The sequence below is a fragment of the Micromonospora sp. NPDC005299 genome (genome assembly GCF_042872345.1).
GTDB lineage: Bacteria > Actinomycetota > Actinomycetes > Mycobacteriales > Micromonosporaceae > Micromonospora.
This window is the reverse complement of the sequence record NZ_JBIAKG010000010.1, coordinates 152,725-166,392: the sequence shown is the minus strand read 5'-3', so window position 1 is coordinate 166,392 and position 13,668 is coordinate 152,725. Positions and strand designations below refer to the sequence as shown.

Here is a 13,668-nt window from a genome sequence, read left to right as displayed (position 1 = left end):
TCGGTCAAACCATCCTCGGTACGGCCGCCACGCGGACCTGGTACGAGAAGTCCTCCGCGGGCTCCTCGACGTAGGACAACCGGCGGATCTGCCGGTCGTCGGACCAGAGGGCGACGTCGACCAGCACCCCGAGGTGGGCCAGGCCGATGTTCGCCACCCGTTTCTTGTCCTGGAGCACCGCACAGACCCCGCCCACCAGCGTGCTGGCGTCGGAGGTGCGGTGCCCGGGCGGGCAGCGCAGAGTCACGTCCACCTCGACCGGACCGGTGAGCGGGGTCCACCCCGTGCGCTGGGCCGCCGTGCAGGCGGCCTGGAGCAGGGCGCGGACCCTCGTCGCCTGCCGGTGCCCGGCGGCGAAGATGGACAGGGCCTCGGTTTTGACCGGGGGCAGGCCGCTCACCTCGAACGTCAGGGCGAGAGCGCGGGTGTCCTGCACGACGGCACCTCCTCGTGGGGATCCTGCCCAACCGATGGGACCGCAGAAGGGAGTTCGCGCGAGAACCAACCGATCGGACGGGCTGGGGTCGGCCGGAGGCGTATCGACTTCGACGGCGACGCGCTGGCTGCGGAGCTACGGAGCTACGGAAACGCTAGTCCACCGGGCGCACGCTGGGTAGCTCGCCGTTCACTGCGTGGGACGGGCCGGGAAGGCGCAGAACTCGTTCCCCTCCGGGTCGGCCAGCACCCACCAGGACGTCGCCGGGGTGGGCTCGCGCAGCAGGGTGGCCCCGGCCGTGATCAGCGCGGTCACCTCCGAGCCGGTCAGCTCGACGTCCCAGTGCACCCGGTTCTTCACCCGCTCGCGCTCCGGCACCGGGTCGAAGACCCAGTGGTCCCAGGGGAAGCCCGCCGCGCCGATCACCGAGGCGGCACCCTCGGCGGCGGTCTCCACCCGGCCGCCGGTCACCCGCGCCCACCAGGCGGCCTGGGCGGCCGGGTCGGCGCTGTCCACCACCAGCTCGAACACGCCGGGCCGGGCACCCTCGCGCGGCGCGAACGCGCAGAACTGGTTGCCCTCGGGGTCGGCCAGCACCCACCAGCTGATCTCGGAGTCCGGCTCGCGGACCAGGCGCGCGCCGGCGGCGAGCAGCGCGGCCGGCTCCGGGTCGGCGAGTCGCAGGTCAAGGTGAACGCGGGTCTTCCCGGTCCGCGGCTCGGGCACGGTGTTGACCCAGATCGACTCGGCCGCCGAGGCGGCGGCGCGGGCATCGATCCGGGCGTCGCCGTCGCCGGTGTCGACCAGCTCCCCGTCGAGGATGCCGGCCCAGAAGCCGCCGAGCCGCCGGGCATCCGCCGCGTCCATGCAAAGGTCCTTGAAGCGCGCGATCATCCGGCCATCATGCCGGCCGGGTCGGACAGCCACCGGCCCCGGCCGGTCGGGAGTGGCCCGGGCCGAGGCCCGTGATCCGCACCACAGCGCCCGCTGTCGTATCCGTGTCGTGACCGTCAGGTTTCGCAGCGTCGCAGCCAGGGCACTGTCTGGCCCACGAAACGTCCCGCGGCGCCCGCCCGACACCGGCGCCTGGACCGTCTCGCCGTGCGCCGGGGCACGGGTGACTCCCCGGTCTTCGCCGAAGAAAGGGGGAGGGCGATGACGACAGACCCCGACACGGCCGCGCGGCGGCGGCCGGCCCGGCGTGCGGCGGCGGCAGCCGCCGCACTCGCGTTGGTGGCCCCGCTGGCCGCCTGCGGATCGGGCGGCGAGGGCGGCACACCCACCATCAACCTGTACTACCCGCCCGAGCAGAACATCCAGAAGGTCGTCGACGACTGCAACGCGCAGGCCCAGGGGCGCTACCGGATCGCCTACCGGGTGCTGCCGCGGCAGGCCGACGAACAGCGGGTGCAGATGGTGCGGCGGCTCGCGGCGCAGGACCGCGGGATGGACGTGCTCGGCCTCGACGTCACCTGGACCCAGGAGTTCGCCAGCGCCAAGTGGATCCGGGAGTGGACCGGCCAGGACAAGGCCGAGGTCGAGCAGGGCACCCTCGCCGGGCCGCTGGACACCGCCCGGTACGAGGGCAAGCTCTACGCCGCGCCGAAGAACACCAACGTGCAGCTGCTCTGGTACCGCACCGACCTGGTGCCGGAGCCGCCGAAGAGCTGGGACGAGATGATCTCCGCCGCCCAGCAGCTCAAGCAGCAGGGCAAGCCCTACCAGGTGCTCACCATGGGGGCGCAGTACGAGGGCCTGGTCGTCCTCTACAACACCCTGGCCGAGAGCGCGGGCGGGAAGGTCCTCAGCGACGACGGCAAGCAGGCCGTGATGGACGCGGGCACGGTGCGGGCGCTCGACCAGCTGAAGAAGTTCGCCACCTCGGGCGTGACCTCGCCGTCGTTCACCAACGCCACCGAGGACCCGGTGCGGCTGGAGTTCCAGTCCGGCTCCGGCGCCTTCCAGGTCAACTGGCCGTTCGTCTACCCGGCTATGCAGGAGGCCAACCCGGAGCTTGCCCAGAAGGTGAAGTGGGCGCGGGTGCCGGGCATCGACGCGAACACCCCGAGCAAGGTCACCATCGGCGGGGTGAACATGGCGGTCAGCTCCTACTCCAGGCACCCGGAGGAGTCCTTCGCGGCCGCCCGGTGCATCCGCGACGCCCAGCACCAGAAGTTCTCCGCGGTCAACGACGGGGTGCCGCCCACCATCGAGGCGGTCTACGCCGACCCGGAGATGGACAAGGCGTACCCGATGAAGGAGACCATCCTGGAGGAGCTGAAGGAGCCGGCGGTCCGGCCGCTGACCCCGGCGTACCAGAGCATCTCCACGGTCATGTCGGCGATCCTGTCGCCGCCGTCGGCGATCCGGCCCGAGCAGACCGCGAACGAGCTGCGCGACGCCATCGCCGACGCGCTCGAGTCGAAGGGGGTCCTGCCATGAGCGTCAACGCCACGCCCGCCGGCGCGGACGTCGCGGCGGACGCCGAGCGTTCCGCCGGCCGGCACGCCGCCGTGCCCGCCCAACGCGCCCGCCGCCGGTCGAAGCCGCCGCTGAGCGAGAACAAGCGCGCCGAGCGGCGCCTCGGCTGGCTGCTCTGCGCGCCGGCCGCGCTGGTCATGGTGCTGGTCACCGCGTACCCGATCCTCTACTCGGTCTGGTTGTCGCTGCAGCGCTTCGACCTGCGCTTCCCCGACCAGCGCGAGTTCATCGGGCTGGAGAACTACGTGACCGTGCTGACCAACCAGTTCTGGTGGACGGCGTTCGGCGTGACCGCGCTGATCACCGTGGTCACCGTGGCGGTCGAGCTGGTGCTCGGCATGGGCCTGGCGCTGATCATGCACCGGACGCTGGTCGGCCGGGGCATCGTCCGCACCGCGGCGCTGATCCCGTACGGGATCGTCACGGTGGTCGCCGCCTTCTCCTGGCGGTACGCCTGGACGCCCGGCACCGGCTACCTGGCCAACCTGTTCGACGGCAGCGCCCCGCTGACCGAGCGGGCCAGCTCGCTGGCGATCATCATGCTGGCCGAGATCTGGAAGACCACGCCGTTCATGGCGCTGCTGCTGATGGCCGGGCTGGCGCTGGTGCCGGAGGACCTGCTCAAGGCCGCCTCCACCGACGGCGCGACGGCCTGGCAGCGGTTCACGAAGGTGATGCTGCCGGTGATGAAGCCGGCCATCCTGGTCGCGCTGCTGTTCCGCACCCTGGACGCGTTCCGGGTGTTCGACAACATCTTCGTGCTCACCGCCGGCGGCAACGAGACCTCGTCGGTGTCGATGCTCGCCTACAACAACCTGATCCGGGGGTTGAACCTGGGCATCGGCTCCACCATGTCGGTGCTGATCTTCCTCGCCGTGGCGGTCATCGCGTTCGTGTTCGTGAAGCTGTTCGGCACCGCTGCCCCCGGCAGCGACGACGGGGAGAGGCGCTGAGATGGCCACCGAAACCACCTCCCGGGCGAAGCTGCGCTGGGGCCTGCTGGACGTCATCGTCGTCGTCTTCGCGCTGGTCCCGGTGCTCTGGATCGCCTCGCTGTCGTTCAAGACCCCGGCCACCCTCACCGACGGGAAGTTCTGGCCCCGGGAGTGGACCCTGGACAACTACCGGACGATCTTCGACACCGACCAGTTCGTCCGGGCCCTGGTCAACTCGATCGGCATCGCGCTGATCGCCACCCTGATCGCGGTGGTGCTGGGGGCGATGGCCGCGTACGCGATCTCCCGGCTGGACTTCCCCGGCAAGAAGGTGCTGGTCGGGGTGTCCCTGCTGATCGCCATGTTCCCGCAGGTGTCGCTGGTGTCGCCGCTGTTCGACATCGAGCGGCAGCTCGGCATCTTCGACACCTGGCCGGGGCTGGTCCTGCCGTACATCACCTTCGCCCTGCCGCTGGCGATCTACACGCTCTCGGCGTTCTTCAAGCAGATCCCGTGGGACCTGGAGAAGGCGGCGAAGATGGACGGCGCCACCCAGGGCCAGGCGTTCCGGCGGGTGATCGCCCCGCTGGCCGCGCCGGGGCTGTTCACCACGGCCATCCTGGTCTTCATCTTCTGCTGGAACGACTTCCTGTTCGCCATCACGCTCACCTCGACCGAGCGGGCCCGTACGGTCCCGGTGGCGCTGTCGTTCTTCACCGGCGAGTCGCAGTTCGAGGATCCCACCGGGGCGATCTGCGCCGCCGCCGTGGTGATCACCATTCCGATCATCCTGTTCGTGCTCTTCTTCCAGCGCCGCATCGTCTCCGGTCTGACCTCCGGCGCAGTCAAGGGATAGGTGGTGTTGTCATGGCCGACATCGTGCTGGACAAGGTGAGCAAGCGGTTCCCGGACGGGACCCCCGCGGTGCAGGACGTCGACCTGGAGATCGCCGACGGCGAGTTCGTGATCCTGGTCGGCCCCTCCGGCTGCGGGAAGTCCACGACCCTGAACATGATCGCCGGGCTGGAGGACATCAGCTCCGGGGAACTGCGTATCGCGGGGGAGCGGGTCAACGACAAGGCCCCCCGGGACCGGGACATCGCCATGGTCTTCCAGTCCTACGCCCTCTACCCGAACATGACCGTCCGGGAGAACATGGCCTTCCCGCTCCGGCTGGCGAAGCTGGACAAGGAGACCATCCACCAGAAGGTGGACGAGGCGGCGAAGGTCCTGGAGCTGACCCCGCTGCTGGACCGCAAGCCGGCCAACCTCTCCGGCGGGCAGCGGCAGCGGGTGGCCATGGGGCGGGCGATCGTCCGCCAGCCCAAGGCGTTCCTCATGGACGAGCCGCTGTCCAACCTGGACGCGAAGCTGCGGGTGCAGATGCGCACCGTGGTGTCCCGGCTGCAGAAGCAGCTCGGCACCACCACCGTCTACGTGACCCACGACCAGACCGAGGCGATGACCCTCGGCGACCGCGTGGTCATCATGCGAGGTGGCGCGGTGCAGCAGGTCGGCCCGCCGCAGGAGCTCTACGACCACCCCCGCAACCTCTTCGTGGCCGGGTTCATCGGCTCGCCGTCGATGAACTTCCTGCACGCCGCCGTCGAGGACGGTCACCTGCGCACGGCGCTGGGCGACGTGCCGATCGGGGACCGGGTACGCCGGCAGCTCGACGGCGCCGACGCCCCGCGCGAGCTGATCCTCGGCATCCGTCCCGAGCACTTCGAGGACGCCGCGCTGATCGACGACGAGACCCGCCGTCGGGGCCTGGAGTTCGAGGCGCCGGTCGACATCGTCGAGTCGATGGGCTCGGACAAGTACGTCTACTTCACGGTCGAGGGGGAGCGGGCCAGCGCCGCGGAGCTGGAGGAACTGGCCGCCGACGCGGGCGCCGCGGACTTCACCGGGACCGGGTCGAGCCTGGTCACCCGGCTGTCGGCCGAGTCCCCGGTCCGCGAGGGCGAGCCGCGGCAGGTCTGGTTCAACCTGGAGAAGATCCACCTCTTCGATCCGTCCACCGGACGGAACCTCACCCTGCACGAGGGGCGGGCGTCGGGCGCGCTGGCCGACTGAGCTTCGTAGGTGCTGCGGGGCCGGAGGCGGAAGTCGCCTCCGGCCCCGCGCATCGGCGGATCGGCCGCGTTCGCCGCACCTTTCGCCGGCATGCGGATTGCGCCGGGGTCCATACACTGTGGAAAGCGGAACCTGGGCCGATCGATGGGAAACTGCGATGGCATCGGCAGGGCAGAGGGACGGCGTCGCGCGGCGCATCATCATTTCGACCTTCAAGATCCTCTTTCCGTCGGCGGCCGAGCGCATTCAGGCCTTCGACGACATCGTCGCCGAAATCCAGGGCATGGACGCCGACAGCCTCGAAGGGCGCGCCCTGCCGCGTCGTCTCGAAGATGCCTCGGACCGGATATCGGCGCGGCTGAGCCGCATCGAGGAGATAGAATTCGTCGGGCTCGCCGATGCGGAACGGTCGCTGGCGATAACGGGCGTCGAGCAGGCGTTGGTGGAGATGGAACTCTCCCCCGAAGACGTCATCAAGGACGCCATCACCACGGAGCAGTTGAGGGCCGCGCTCGAACCCGTGGCCGTGCGCCGCTGGCGATCCGATCAATTGGGAGAGGATGCCCAGGCCTACGGTCGGGTCTATCTCACCGAAGCGGCCGCATACATCTCGGCGCTCGTGCACGACCTCCCGGGCTTCGAGAGCCGGGTGGCGTGGGAAACGTATGTGAACACCAAGAAACTGGAAGCGATACTCGAACGCGGCATCACGGGTGTCGTCCTGCCCAAGTTCCGGCCGGGGCTGCCTCGGGAGGTCAGCCGCTTCGAGGCCGGATACCGTTCCGACATCACCAACACCTACAAATACACCGACCTGTTCGGGCTCAATCTGCCCGTCGAACTCCGGCGCCACCCGGTCGACGTGACATACATTCGGCTCCGGGCCCTCCCCGACGACCCGGCCGCCGGTCTCGCGGGCACCGCGACCTCCGGCCCGCTGGAGGTCAACCCGAAGGTCGACTCGGCCATCGGTGAGGTGGCGAACATCCGTAAGGGCCAGCGGAAGAGCACCCGGATCCTGCTCACGGGTTCGGCCGGGTCGGGCAAGACGACCATCAGCCAATGGCTCGCCATCGCCATGGCCCAGCGCAAACTCCCCGAGGCCATGGCCGCCTGGACCGACTGCGTGCCTCTGGTCACCCAGCTCAGATATGCCTTCAAGGCGAATGTCGAGCCCGAGTACCAGGACATGATCCGTGCCGCGATGTACCGCGGATCGACGGTGCCGGGCTCGTGGGTGGTGGACTGCCTGGACCGGGGCGACGCCGTGGCGATCTTCGACGGATTCGACGAGCTGTCCGAACACGACAGGAATCGTGCGCTGGCGTGGATCGACAAACTGATGACCGAGCATCCGAAGGCGCACGTCTTCGTCACGTCCCGGCCGGACGTCCTGGACAACCGTTGGTTCCAGCGCCGTGACTTCGTCACCCTCCAGCTCCTTCCGATGAACGACGAGGAGGCGGAGGAGTGCATCGACCGCTGGTTCGACGCGTTGATCAGCGGCACGTCCGACGCCGAGAAGATAGTCGAGTTCCGCCGGCAGCACGCGAAGCTCGTGTACGACTTCCAGAACCGTCCGAACGTCCGCGACCTCAGCGAGACACCGCTGCTGTGCGCGATGCTGTGCGCCTTCTACGCGCACAAACTGTCGGATGCCGCGCCCGAGAGCAGGGCGGAGCTGTACGAACGGGTGGTGGCCGCTCTCATCTATTTCCGTGATCACGGAAAGGAGGTGGCCGAGACCTCGACGGTGGGCCTCACCTACAAGCAGAAGCTTCTCCTGCTCCAGGCCATCGCGAAAAAGATGACGGCCGGCTCGACCACGACCATCCGGATCGAGCCGTTGCGAGAACTGCGGAAGCACCACCTGTCCCGGCCGGGAAGCAACGCCCGGCGGGACGTGCTGGCCCCCACCGCGCAGGAGATCGTGGCGGCCCAACTTCGCGGGATGGTCAACACCCACATCGAGCCCCGGGACGCGCTGGTCCATCTCCTCGACCGCAGCGTCGTCTTCTACAAGGTCGCCCACAACCAGGCGCAGTTCACCCACCGATCCATCCAGGAGTTCCTCGCCGGCTGGGCGTACGCGTACGACGAGATCGAATCCCTCCTGGAACGGGTGACGCAGCCGGACTGGCGCCGCATCATCGTCTTCGCCGCCGGCGCCCCGGTGCAGGAGAGCGCCGCTTCGCTGCTGGTTTCCGGGATACTCGACAAGGCGGAGTCCGCCGGACCCGAGCGGCGCGACGTCCTCCTGCTGGCCGCGGAGTGCATCACTGCGGCGGGACACGTCGAACCGGAGGTCGCCGCACGGGCCGAGAGGCTGATCGGGGAGGTTCTTCCGCCCCGGACGCCGGAGGAGGCCCGCTCACTGTCGGGAATCGGTGAGGAGCTGCTGACCTGGCTCGACGGCCATTCCCAGCGGTCACCGGAGGTCGTGAGCGCCTGCATCGCCGCGGCCGCCCGGATAGGTGGCCCGGCGGCGGTCAACACGATCTCGCAGTACAGTCACCCGGACGCCCACCCGGTGGTGGTCGACGCGCTGCTCCGCGCGTGGAACGAGTTCGAGGACGCCGAGGCCTACGCGCGGCAGGTCCTGGCCGGCCTGGGGCTGGTTGACCACCTGGTGACGGCGCGGACGGCCGCGCAGTTGGCCGCGGTCCACCACGTCCCCGGGGTGCAGGCCCTGTGCATCCGGGTGACCGACGACGTGGCCGACCTGACGAGCATCAGCGCGCTGCCGGACCTGACCGAGCTCGACTGCAGCGGGCTGCCTCGGCTGCGGAGCACCCGGGGCCTCGGCGACCTGCGTCACCTGCGCCGGATCAACCTCAACGACAAGGCGCATCTCCTGGACATCGGCGACCTGACCCGATTGCCGCAGCTCGAGGAGCTTCACCTGCGTGGTGCCGTCGCGCTGGCGCCGGAGGAGATCGCCGGTCTCCGCGACGTGGCCTCGCTCCGAATCCTGACTCTCGACGATTGCCGGCAGCTCTACGACTTCGGGTGGCTGTCGTCGTTGACCGGTCTGCGCACGCTTGCCCTCGACGGGTGCTACGTCTCCGACCTCGACTTCTGCTCCTCGTTGAAGGAGCTGCGGACGATCCGGATCCGCTCCGAGTCGGGCCTGGACGACGCGCGTCAACTCGCGGCGTGCGGGAAGCTGCGCCGCATGATGGTCGGGCTCTCCGCGGGGCGGAGGCCGGCCCTGCCCACCATGAGCCCGAGCCTGCGGGACGTGGAACTCACCGGCTCGGTGTCGGTCGCGGACCTGGCCGCTCTGGCGCCCGCCGCCGAGCTGCGCCGGCTCCGGGCCGACGCGGTGCGGGACCTGTTCGACCTGCGAGCGGTTCCCGTGTTCGGCCACCTCACGCACCTGCTGCTGCCGCACTGCCGGAACCTGGTGTGGTCCGGGGCGGCGCTCGACGGCTTCGGGGCGCTGGAGGTCCTGGACCTCAGCGGTTCGATGATCACGGACGTGGATTTCCTGGCCGGCTGCGCCAGCCTTCGTCGCGTCTACCTCAACGGGTGCCAGCGGCTCACCGACGTGAGCGCCCTGGCGGACCTGCCCGAACTGGAATATCTCAGCATGGAGGGCGGCGTTCCCGGTGTCACGGAGGACATGGTGGAGGCGCTCAAGACCCGGTCGGGTGGGCGGCTCACCGTGAACCATGACCCCTTTCCGGACCCCTTCGAGATCAGCGAGTACATCGGGGCCTGAGGCGACCCCCGTGGCGGTGCCGGGGTGGCGTCACCAGGAGTGCCGCAGCGGCAGCCCGAGGAAGGTGGCGTAGCCGGCGAGGGCCGACTCGACGCGGGCCCGCAGCGCGGCGTCGAACGGCGTCAACTGCCGCACGGTCACCGTGACGGCCCGCTTGCCCGCGGTCCGCTTCCAGATGCCGACCGTCCGGCCGCCGCGCACCACCGTGGCCTGGAAGATGCCGTTGTTGCCGGGGACGACGGCGTTCGCGTGCGCCGGATCGAGCATCAGCGAGCGGTCCTTGTAGCCCAGCAGGTACTCGTCGAAGCCGGGCAGGGTGTGTACGTCGTCGACCGGCGCCCGAGGCGCGTCGAGCAGGGCGGCGTCGACCACGGCCGGCACACCGTCCACCTCGACCGGGGCGAGCGCGTCGCCGGCCGCCGCGATGCCCCGGGTGGCGTCGGTGACCGTGAGGCCGGTCCACCGGGCCAGCTCGTGCCGGGTCACCGGGCCGTGGCCGCGGACGTAGCGGTGGGCCAGCAGACCCAGTGCCTCGTCCCGCTCGGGGCGGTGCGGGTCCGGCGCCCACTCGTCCAGCAGTGCGAACGTCTGCTCGGTGCCGACGTGCGGGGCGATGCAGGTGACGCCGCGCTGGCTGGCGTACCAGAGCATGTGGTAGCCGCGCTGGCCGGTGGTGTCCAGCCCGGCGGCGCGCAGCGTGGTCAGGCACTCGGCCCGGCTGAGCCGGCCCCCGCCCACCAGGGCCGCACCCAGCACCTCGGCGGCGCGGTCCGCGTCGGTCTCGGCCAGGCCGAGCTGCGCCCAGCGGGCGGCCACGCCGGACAGCGCCCGGACGCCGGCCACCGCCAGCATCCACCGCGCGTCCCGGGGCGGCACCAGGTGCACCGTGCCCCGCATCGGCCAGGTGCGCAGCGCCTCGCGCCGCTCCAGCGCCGCGCGCACGTCGACCTGGGTCCGGCCGGGCAGGCGCACGCCGAGGGACCAGAGACCGCTCGCCGCGTCCTGGGCCTGCATGGCGCCGAACCACTCGACCACGTCGGCCACGCTGTCCGGACGCGCGGTCGGGTGCGGGCGCAGCAACAGGCTGGTCATCCGCAGCGCCAGCGCCTCGGCGCCGGTGAGGCGTACGGTCACGAGGTGGCCTCCCGTCGACGTGGACGGTCAGCATAGGTCGGCGGTGTGACGTTCCCGGCGGACGGACGACCGGACGGGCGGGCCGTCGCCCACCCGCACGGGATGCCGTCGCGTCAGCGGTTGCGGCGTGCCCGCTCCGGCACGTCGGCGTCCACCAGCTCCCGGCGGACCTGCGCGTTGACCGGCTGCTCCTCGACGACCTCGTCCTTGGCCAGCCGGACCCGCTCGACCGGGACCTGGTCCTTGGCGACCACCGGGTGCTCGGCGCGCAGCTCCATCTCGCGCTGCTCCTCGCCGATGCCGGCCCGGGCGGCGTCCCGGTCGGCCTCGCTGATCGGCTCGTGGACGACGGTCACCTCGTCGTGCTCGACCGGCACGTTCGTCTGGACGTTCTCGGTGACCACGCGCTTGCTCAGCCGCGCGGCGCCCGCCGGCTCACTCTCGGTGCCGACCCGCAGCCGCTCCTCGGACCGGACCACCTCCGGCGCGCCCGGCATCCGCTGCGGCGGCGGCCCGGCCTGCTCCCCGAACTGGTAGTGCCGGTAGAGCTGGGCGAGCTGGTCGGTGCCGAGCGGCTGTTCGGTGCCGGTCTCCACGCTGGGAGCACTGCGCACGGTCGCCTTGTCGTACGGCACCTGGAGGCGGCCGTCCGGCTGCATCCGGGCCGCCTGGAGCGGCGTCATCGACTCGTGATGGGCCATCACCCCGGTCTTCACGCTGACCCAGGTCGCCTCGCCGGCGGGATCGGCCCAGACCTGGCCCACGCTACCGATCTTCGCGCCCGAGCGGTCCTGGACGTCCTGCCCGTACAGCGAGCGGACCTGCTGCTCCGTGAGTCGCATGGTTCGTCCTTCCTCTCGTGGGTCACCACCCGGGTCCCCGGCGGCGCGCTCGGCATTCCCCGAAACCGGGACGAATAGGAGGAGGGGTAGCGGCGGTGCCCGTAACGACCCGGCGCGCGAGGAATGAGCGCCGCCGGAGCGGGGATGCGGCGCCAGGAAAACAATGCGAGGAATGCGAGGTGTGGGTGATGACAGCGTCCAGTGAACCGGCCCGGGGTGCCGGGCGGGCCGCCACCGCCCGGCCGGCGGGCCCGTCCGGCGGGGCGAAGACCAGCGCCGCGGCCACCTTCTCGCTGGTCTTCGGCGTGGCGGCCCTGCTCAGCGTGCTCACCGCGATCCTGGCCTCGGTCGGGCTGCTGCTGGGGATCATCGGGCTCATCCTGGGCATCTTCGGGCTGCGGATGAGCCGGCGTCCCGGCGTGACCGGGCGCGGGGTGGCGATCGGTGGTCTGGTGCTCAGCGCCCTGGCGGTGCTGATCGGGCTGGCGCTCGCCGCCGGCATCAGCACGTTCATCAACAACGAGCAGGCGGTGGACCGGCTGGAGAAGCGGGTGACCGACCTGCGGGACAAGCTCAACGACTGAGCCCGGGAGCACCCCTGATCGCGCTACGCCAGCCACGTCGCCGGCGGAGCGCGATCCCCCGTTCAGGTTCCCGGTGCGGGGCGGCGGCGGTACGCCGGCACCGGTGGGAACAGGATCCCCGCGCGCCGCGACCCGGGGAAGCGGTTTCCATCGGAACTTGCGCAAATCTTGAGCCACGGCAAGATATCGACTCAGCTCAGTCGGCGGTACATCACGAGCAGGTCCACGAATCCCTGGCGGGGGTGCCGGAAGCCCTCCGGCACCCGGCCGACGACCGCGAAGCCCAGCGAGCGCCACAGCTCCACGGCCCGCGTGTTGCTGGCCACCACGGCGTTGAACTGCATGGCCCGGTAGCCCTCGGCGCGGGCCAGCGCCAGCACGTGCCCGGCCAGCGCCCGGCCCACGCCGCGACCGGCGGCGGCCGGGGCGACCATGAAGCTCGCGTTCGCCACGTGGTCCCCGGGGCCGGCCTGGTTGGGCATCAGCTTGGCCGAGCCGAGCACCGTGCCGTCCCCGTCCACCGCGACCAGCGTCCGCCCCGGCGGGCCCACCAGCCACAGCTCGCGGGCCCGCGCCTCCGTGACGTCGCGCGGCCAGGTGTACGTCTCGCCGGCCGCCACGATCTCGCGCAGGAACGGCCAGATCTGGGGCCAGTCGGCGGCGGTCGCCTCGCGGATCTCCACCCGCCGAGCATGCCACGGCCGCCCGCGCCCGCCGTTTGACGTCGCAAGCAACGGGTAGTCGCCGGAGCTGACCCGACACCGAGGAGGAATCGTCTGATGGATGGCCAGGTCAAGGTCGCGGTGATCTACTACAGCGCGACCGGCATCACCTACCAGATGGCGCAGGCGGCGGTCGAGGCCGCCGGGGAGGCCGGAGCCGAGGTACGCCTGCGCAAGGTACGTGAGCTGGCGCCGGACGAGGCGATCCGCTCCAACTCGGGCTGGCAGGCGCACCGCCTGGAGACCCAAAACGTGATGGAGGCGCAGCCGGACGACCTCGCCTGGGCCGACGTCGTGATCATGGGTGCGCCCACCCGCTACGGCATGATCGCCGCCCAGCTCAAGCAGTTCATCGACACCACCGGCCCGCTCTGGGCGCAGGGCGCACTGGCCAACAAGGTCTACAGCGGCTTCACCTCGACCGCCACCTCACACGGCGGCCAGGAGTCCACCCTGCTCTCGCTGTTCACGGTCTTCTACCACTGGGGCGGCATCGTGGTCACCCCCGGCTACACCGATCCGAGCCAGTTCGTCGCCGGCAACCCGTACGGCGCCTCGCACACCAGCAACAACGGCGAGATCCCGCCGGATCACGTGGCCCTCGCCGCCACCGCGCTGACCGCCAGGCGGGCCGTGCAGATGGGTGCCGCCGTCAAGAAGGGCATGGCCGGCTGACCCCTCGGCCCGACGTGACGCGACCGGTGGTGGGACGAGGGCTCTCGACTCCTCCCACC

12 protein-coding genes are annotated in these 13,668 nt (G+C 70.8%); 7 read left to right on the top strand and 5 right to left on the bottom strand.

Annotated elements, in window-relative coordinates; translation table 11 throughout:
- Positions 1–4: 4 nt before the first annotated feature.
- The gene (locus tag ACFYPD_RS25940) at positions 5–436 is read right to left on the bottom strand and encodes a hypothetical protein (RefSeq protein ID WP_357948201.1); all 432 of its coding nucleotides are present in this window, start codon (positions 434–436) and stop codon (positions 5–7) included.
- A 189-nt stretch (positions 437–625) separates the two neighbouring features.
- Positions 626–1,330, bottom strand: coding sequence for a VOC family protein (locus tag ACFYPD_RS25935; protein WP_387118547.1), 705 nt, complete (start codon positions 1,328–1,330; stop codon positions 626–628).
- A gap of 261 nt (positions 1,331–1,591) precedes the next feature.
- Here ACFYPD_RS25935 and ACFYPD_RS25930 point away from each other — a divergent pair, with 261 nt between their 5' ends.
- From ACFYPD_RS25930 to ACFYPD_RS25910, 5 genes are all read left to right on the top strand, one after another.
- Positions 1,592–2,878 (top strand): ABC transporter substrate-binding protein, encoded by a 1,287-nt coding sequence (locus ACFYPD_RS25930; RefSeq protein ID WP_387118544.1) that lies wholly within the window; start codon positions 1,592–1,594, stop codon positions 2,876–2,878.
- Complete coding sequence (locus tag ACFYPD_RS25925; protein WP_387118541.1) at positions 2,875–3,870, top strand: carbohydrate ABC transporter permease; 996 nt, start codon at positions 2,875–2,877, stop codon at positions 3,868–3,870. The genes ACFYPD_RS25930 and ACFYPD_RS25925 overlap by 4 nt, the downstream gene beginning before the upstream one ends.
- 1 nt (position 3,871) lies before the next feature.
- A complete protein-coding gene (locus ACFYPD_RS25920) occupies positions 3,872–4,708 on the top strand; it encodes a carbohydrate ABC transporter permease (protein ID WP_387118538.1) in 837 nt (278 codons plus the stop codon).
- An 11-nt stretch (positions 4,709–4,719) separates the two neighbouring features.
- Positions 4,720–5,928, top strand: a complete 1,209-nt coding sequence (locus tag ACFYPD_RS25915) for an ABC transporter ATP-binding protein (protein ID WP_387118536.1) — start codon at positions 4,720–4,722, stop codon at positions 5,926–5,928.
- Between the two features lie 118 nt (positions 5,929–6,046).
- Complete coding sequence (locus tag ACFYPD_RS25910) at positions 6,047–9,652, top strand: leucine-rich repeat domain-containing protein (RefSeq protein ID WP_387118533.1); 3,606 nt, start codon at positions 6,047–6,049, stop codon at positions 9,650–9,652.
- 30 nt (positions 9,653–9,682) lie between these two features.
- Here ACFYPD_RS25910 and ACFYPD_RS25905 read toward each other — a convergent pair whose 3' ends face one another.
- Both ACFYPD_RS25905 and ACFYPD_RS25900 read right to left on the bottom strand, forming a co-directional pair.
- Complete coding sequence (locus tag ACFYPD_RS25905) at positions 9,683–10,786, bottom strand: winged helix DNA-binding domain-containing protein (protein ID WP_387118530.1); 1,104 nt, start codon at positions 10,784–10,786, stop codon at positions 9,683–9,685.
- A gap of 113 nt (positions 10,787–10,899) precedes the next feature.
- Positions 10,900–11,628 carry a YsnF/AvaK domain-containing protein gene (locus tag ACFYPD_RS25900; protein ID WP_387118527.1) on the bottom strand — a complete coding sequence of 243 codons (729 nt, stop codon included), beginning with the start codon at positions 11,626–11,628 and terminating at the stop codon, positions 10,900–10,902.
- A 188-nt stretch (positions 11,629–11,816) separates the two neighbouring features.
- Here ACFYPD_RS25900 and ACFYPD_RS25895 point away from each other — a divergent pair, with 188 nt between their 5' ends.
- Positions 11,817–12,212 carry a hypothetical protein gene (locus ACFYPD_RS25895; RefSeq protein WP_387118525.1) on the top strand — a complete coding sequence of 132 codons (396 nt, stop codon included), beginning with the start codon at positions 11,817–11,819 and terminating at the stop codon, positions 12,210–12,212.
- A gap of 191 nt (positions 12,213–12,403) precedes the next feature.
- Here the strand turns inward: ACFYPD_RS25895 and ACFYPD_RS25890 are convergent, their stop codons facing one another.
- On the bottom strand, positions 12,404–12,895 hold the full coding sequence (locus ACFYPD_RS25890) for a GNAT family N-acetyltransferase (RefSeq protein ID WP_387118522.1): 492 nt from the start codon (positions 12,893–12,895) through the stop codon (positions 12,404–12,406).
- A gap of 96 nt (positions 12,896–12,991) precedes the next feature.
- Here ACFYPD_RS25890 and wrbA point away from each other — a divergent pair, with 96 nt between their 5' ends.
- Complete coding sequence (gene wrbA, locus ACFYPD_RS25885; RefSeq protein WP_387118519.1) at positions 12,992–13,609, top strand: NAD(P)H:quinone oxidoreductase; 618 nt, start codon at positions 12,992–12,994, stop codon at positions 13,607–13,609.
- The last annotated feature ends 59 nt before the right edge of the window (positions 13,610–13,668 follow it).

Bases quoted from the DNA above. Each gene is read 5' to 3' on its own strand.
- ACFYPD_RS25935 (WP_387118547.1), bottom strand. From the start codon at position 1,330: ATGATCGCGCGCTTCAAGGACCTTTGCATGGACGCGGCGGATGCCCGG.
- ACFYPD_RS25930 (WP_387118544.1), top strand. From the start codon at position 1,592: ATGACGACAGACCCCGACACGGCCGCGCGGCGGCGGCCGGCCCGGCGT.
- ACFYPD_RS25925 (WP_387118541.1), top strand. From the start codon at position 2,875: ATGAGCGTCAACGCCACGCCCGCCGGCGCGGACGTCGCGGCGGACGCC.
- ACFYPD_RS25920 (WP_387118538.1), top strand. From the start codon at position 3,872: ATGGCCACCGAAACCACCTCCCGGGCGAAGCTGCGCTGGGGCCTGCTG.
- ACFYPD_RS25915 (WP_387118536.1), top strand. From the start codon at position 4,720: ATGGCCGACATCGTGCTGGACAAGGTGAGCAAGCGGTTCCCGGACGGG.
- ACFYPD_RS25900 (WP_387118527.1), bottom strand. From the start codon at position 11,628: ATGCGACTCACGGAGCAGCAGGTCCGCTCGCTGTACGGGCAGGACGTC.
- ACFYPD_RS25895 (WP_387118525.1), top strand. From the start codon at position 11,817: ATGACAGCGTCCAGTGAACCGGCCCGGGGTGCCGGGCGGGCCGCCACC.
- wrbA (WP_387118519.1), top strand. From the start codon at position 12,992: ATGGATGGCCAGGTCAAGGTCGCGGTGATCTACTACAGCGCGACCGGC.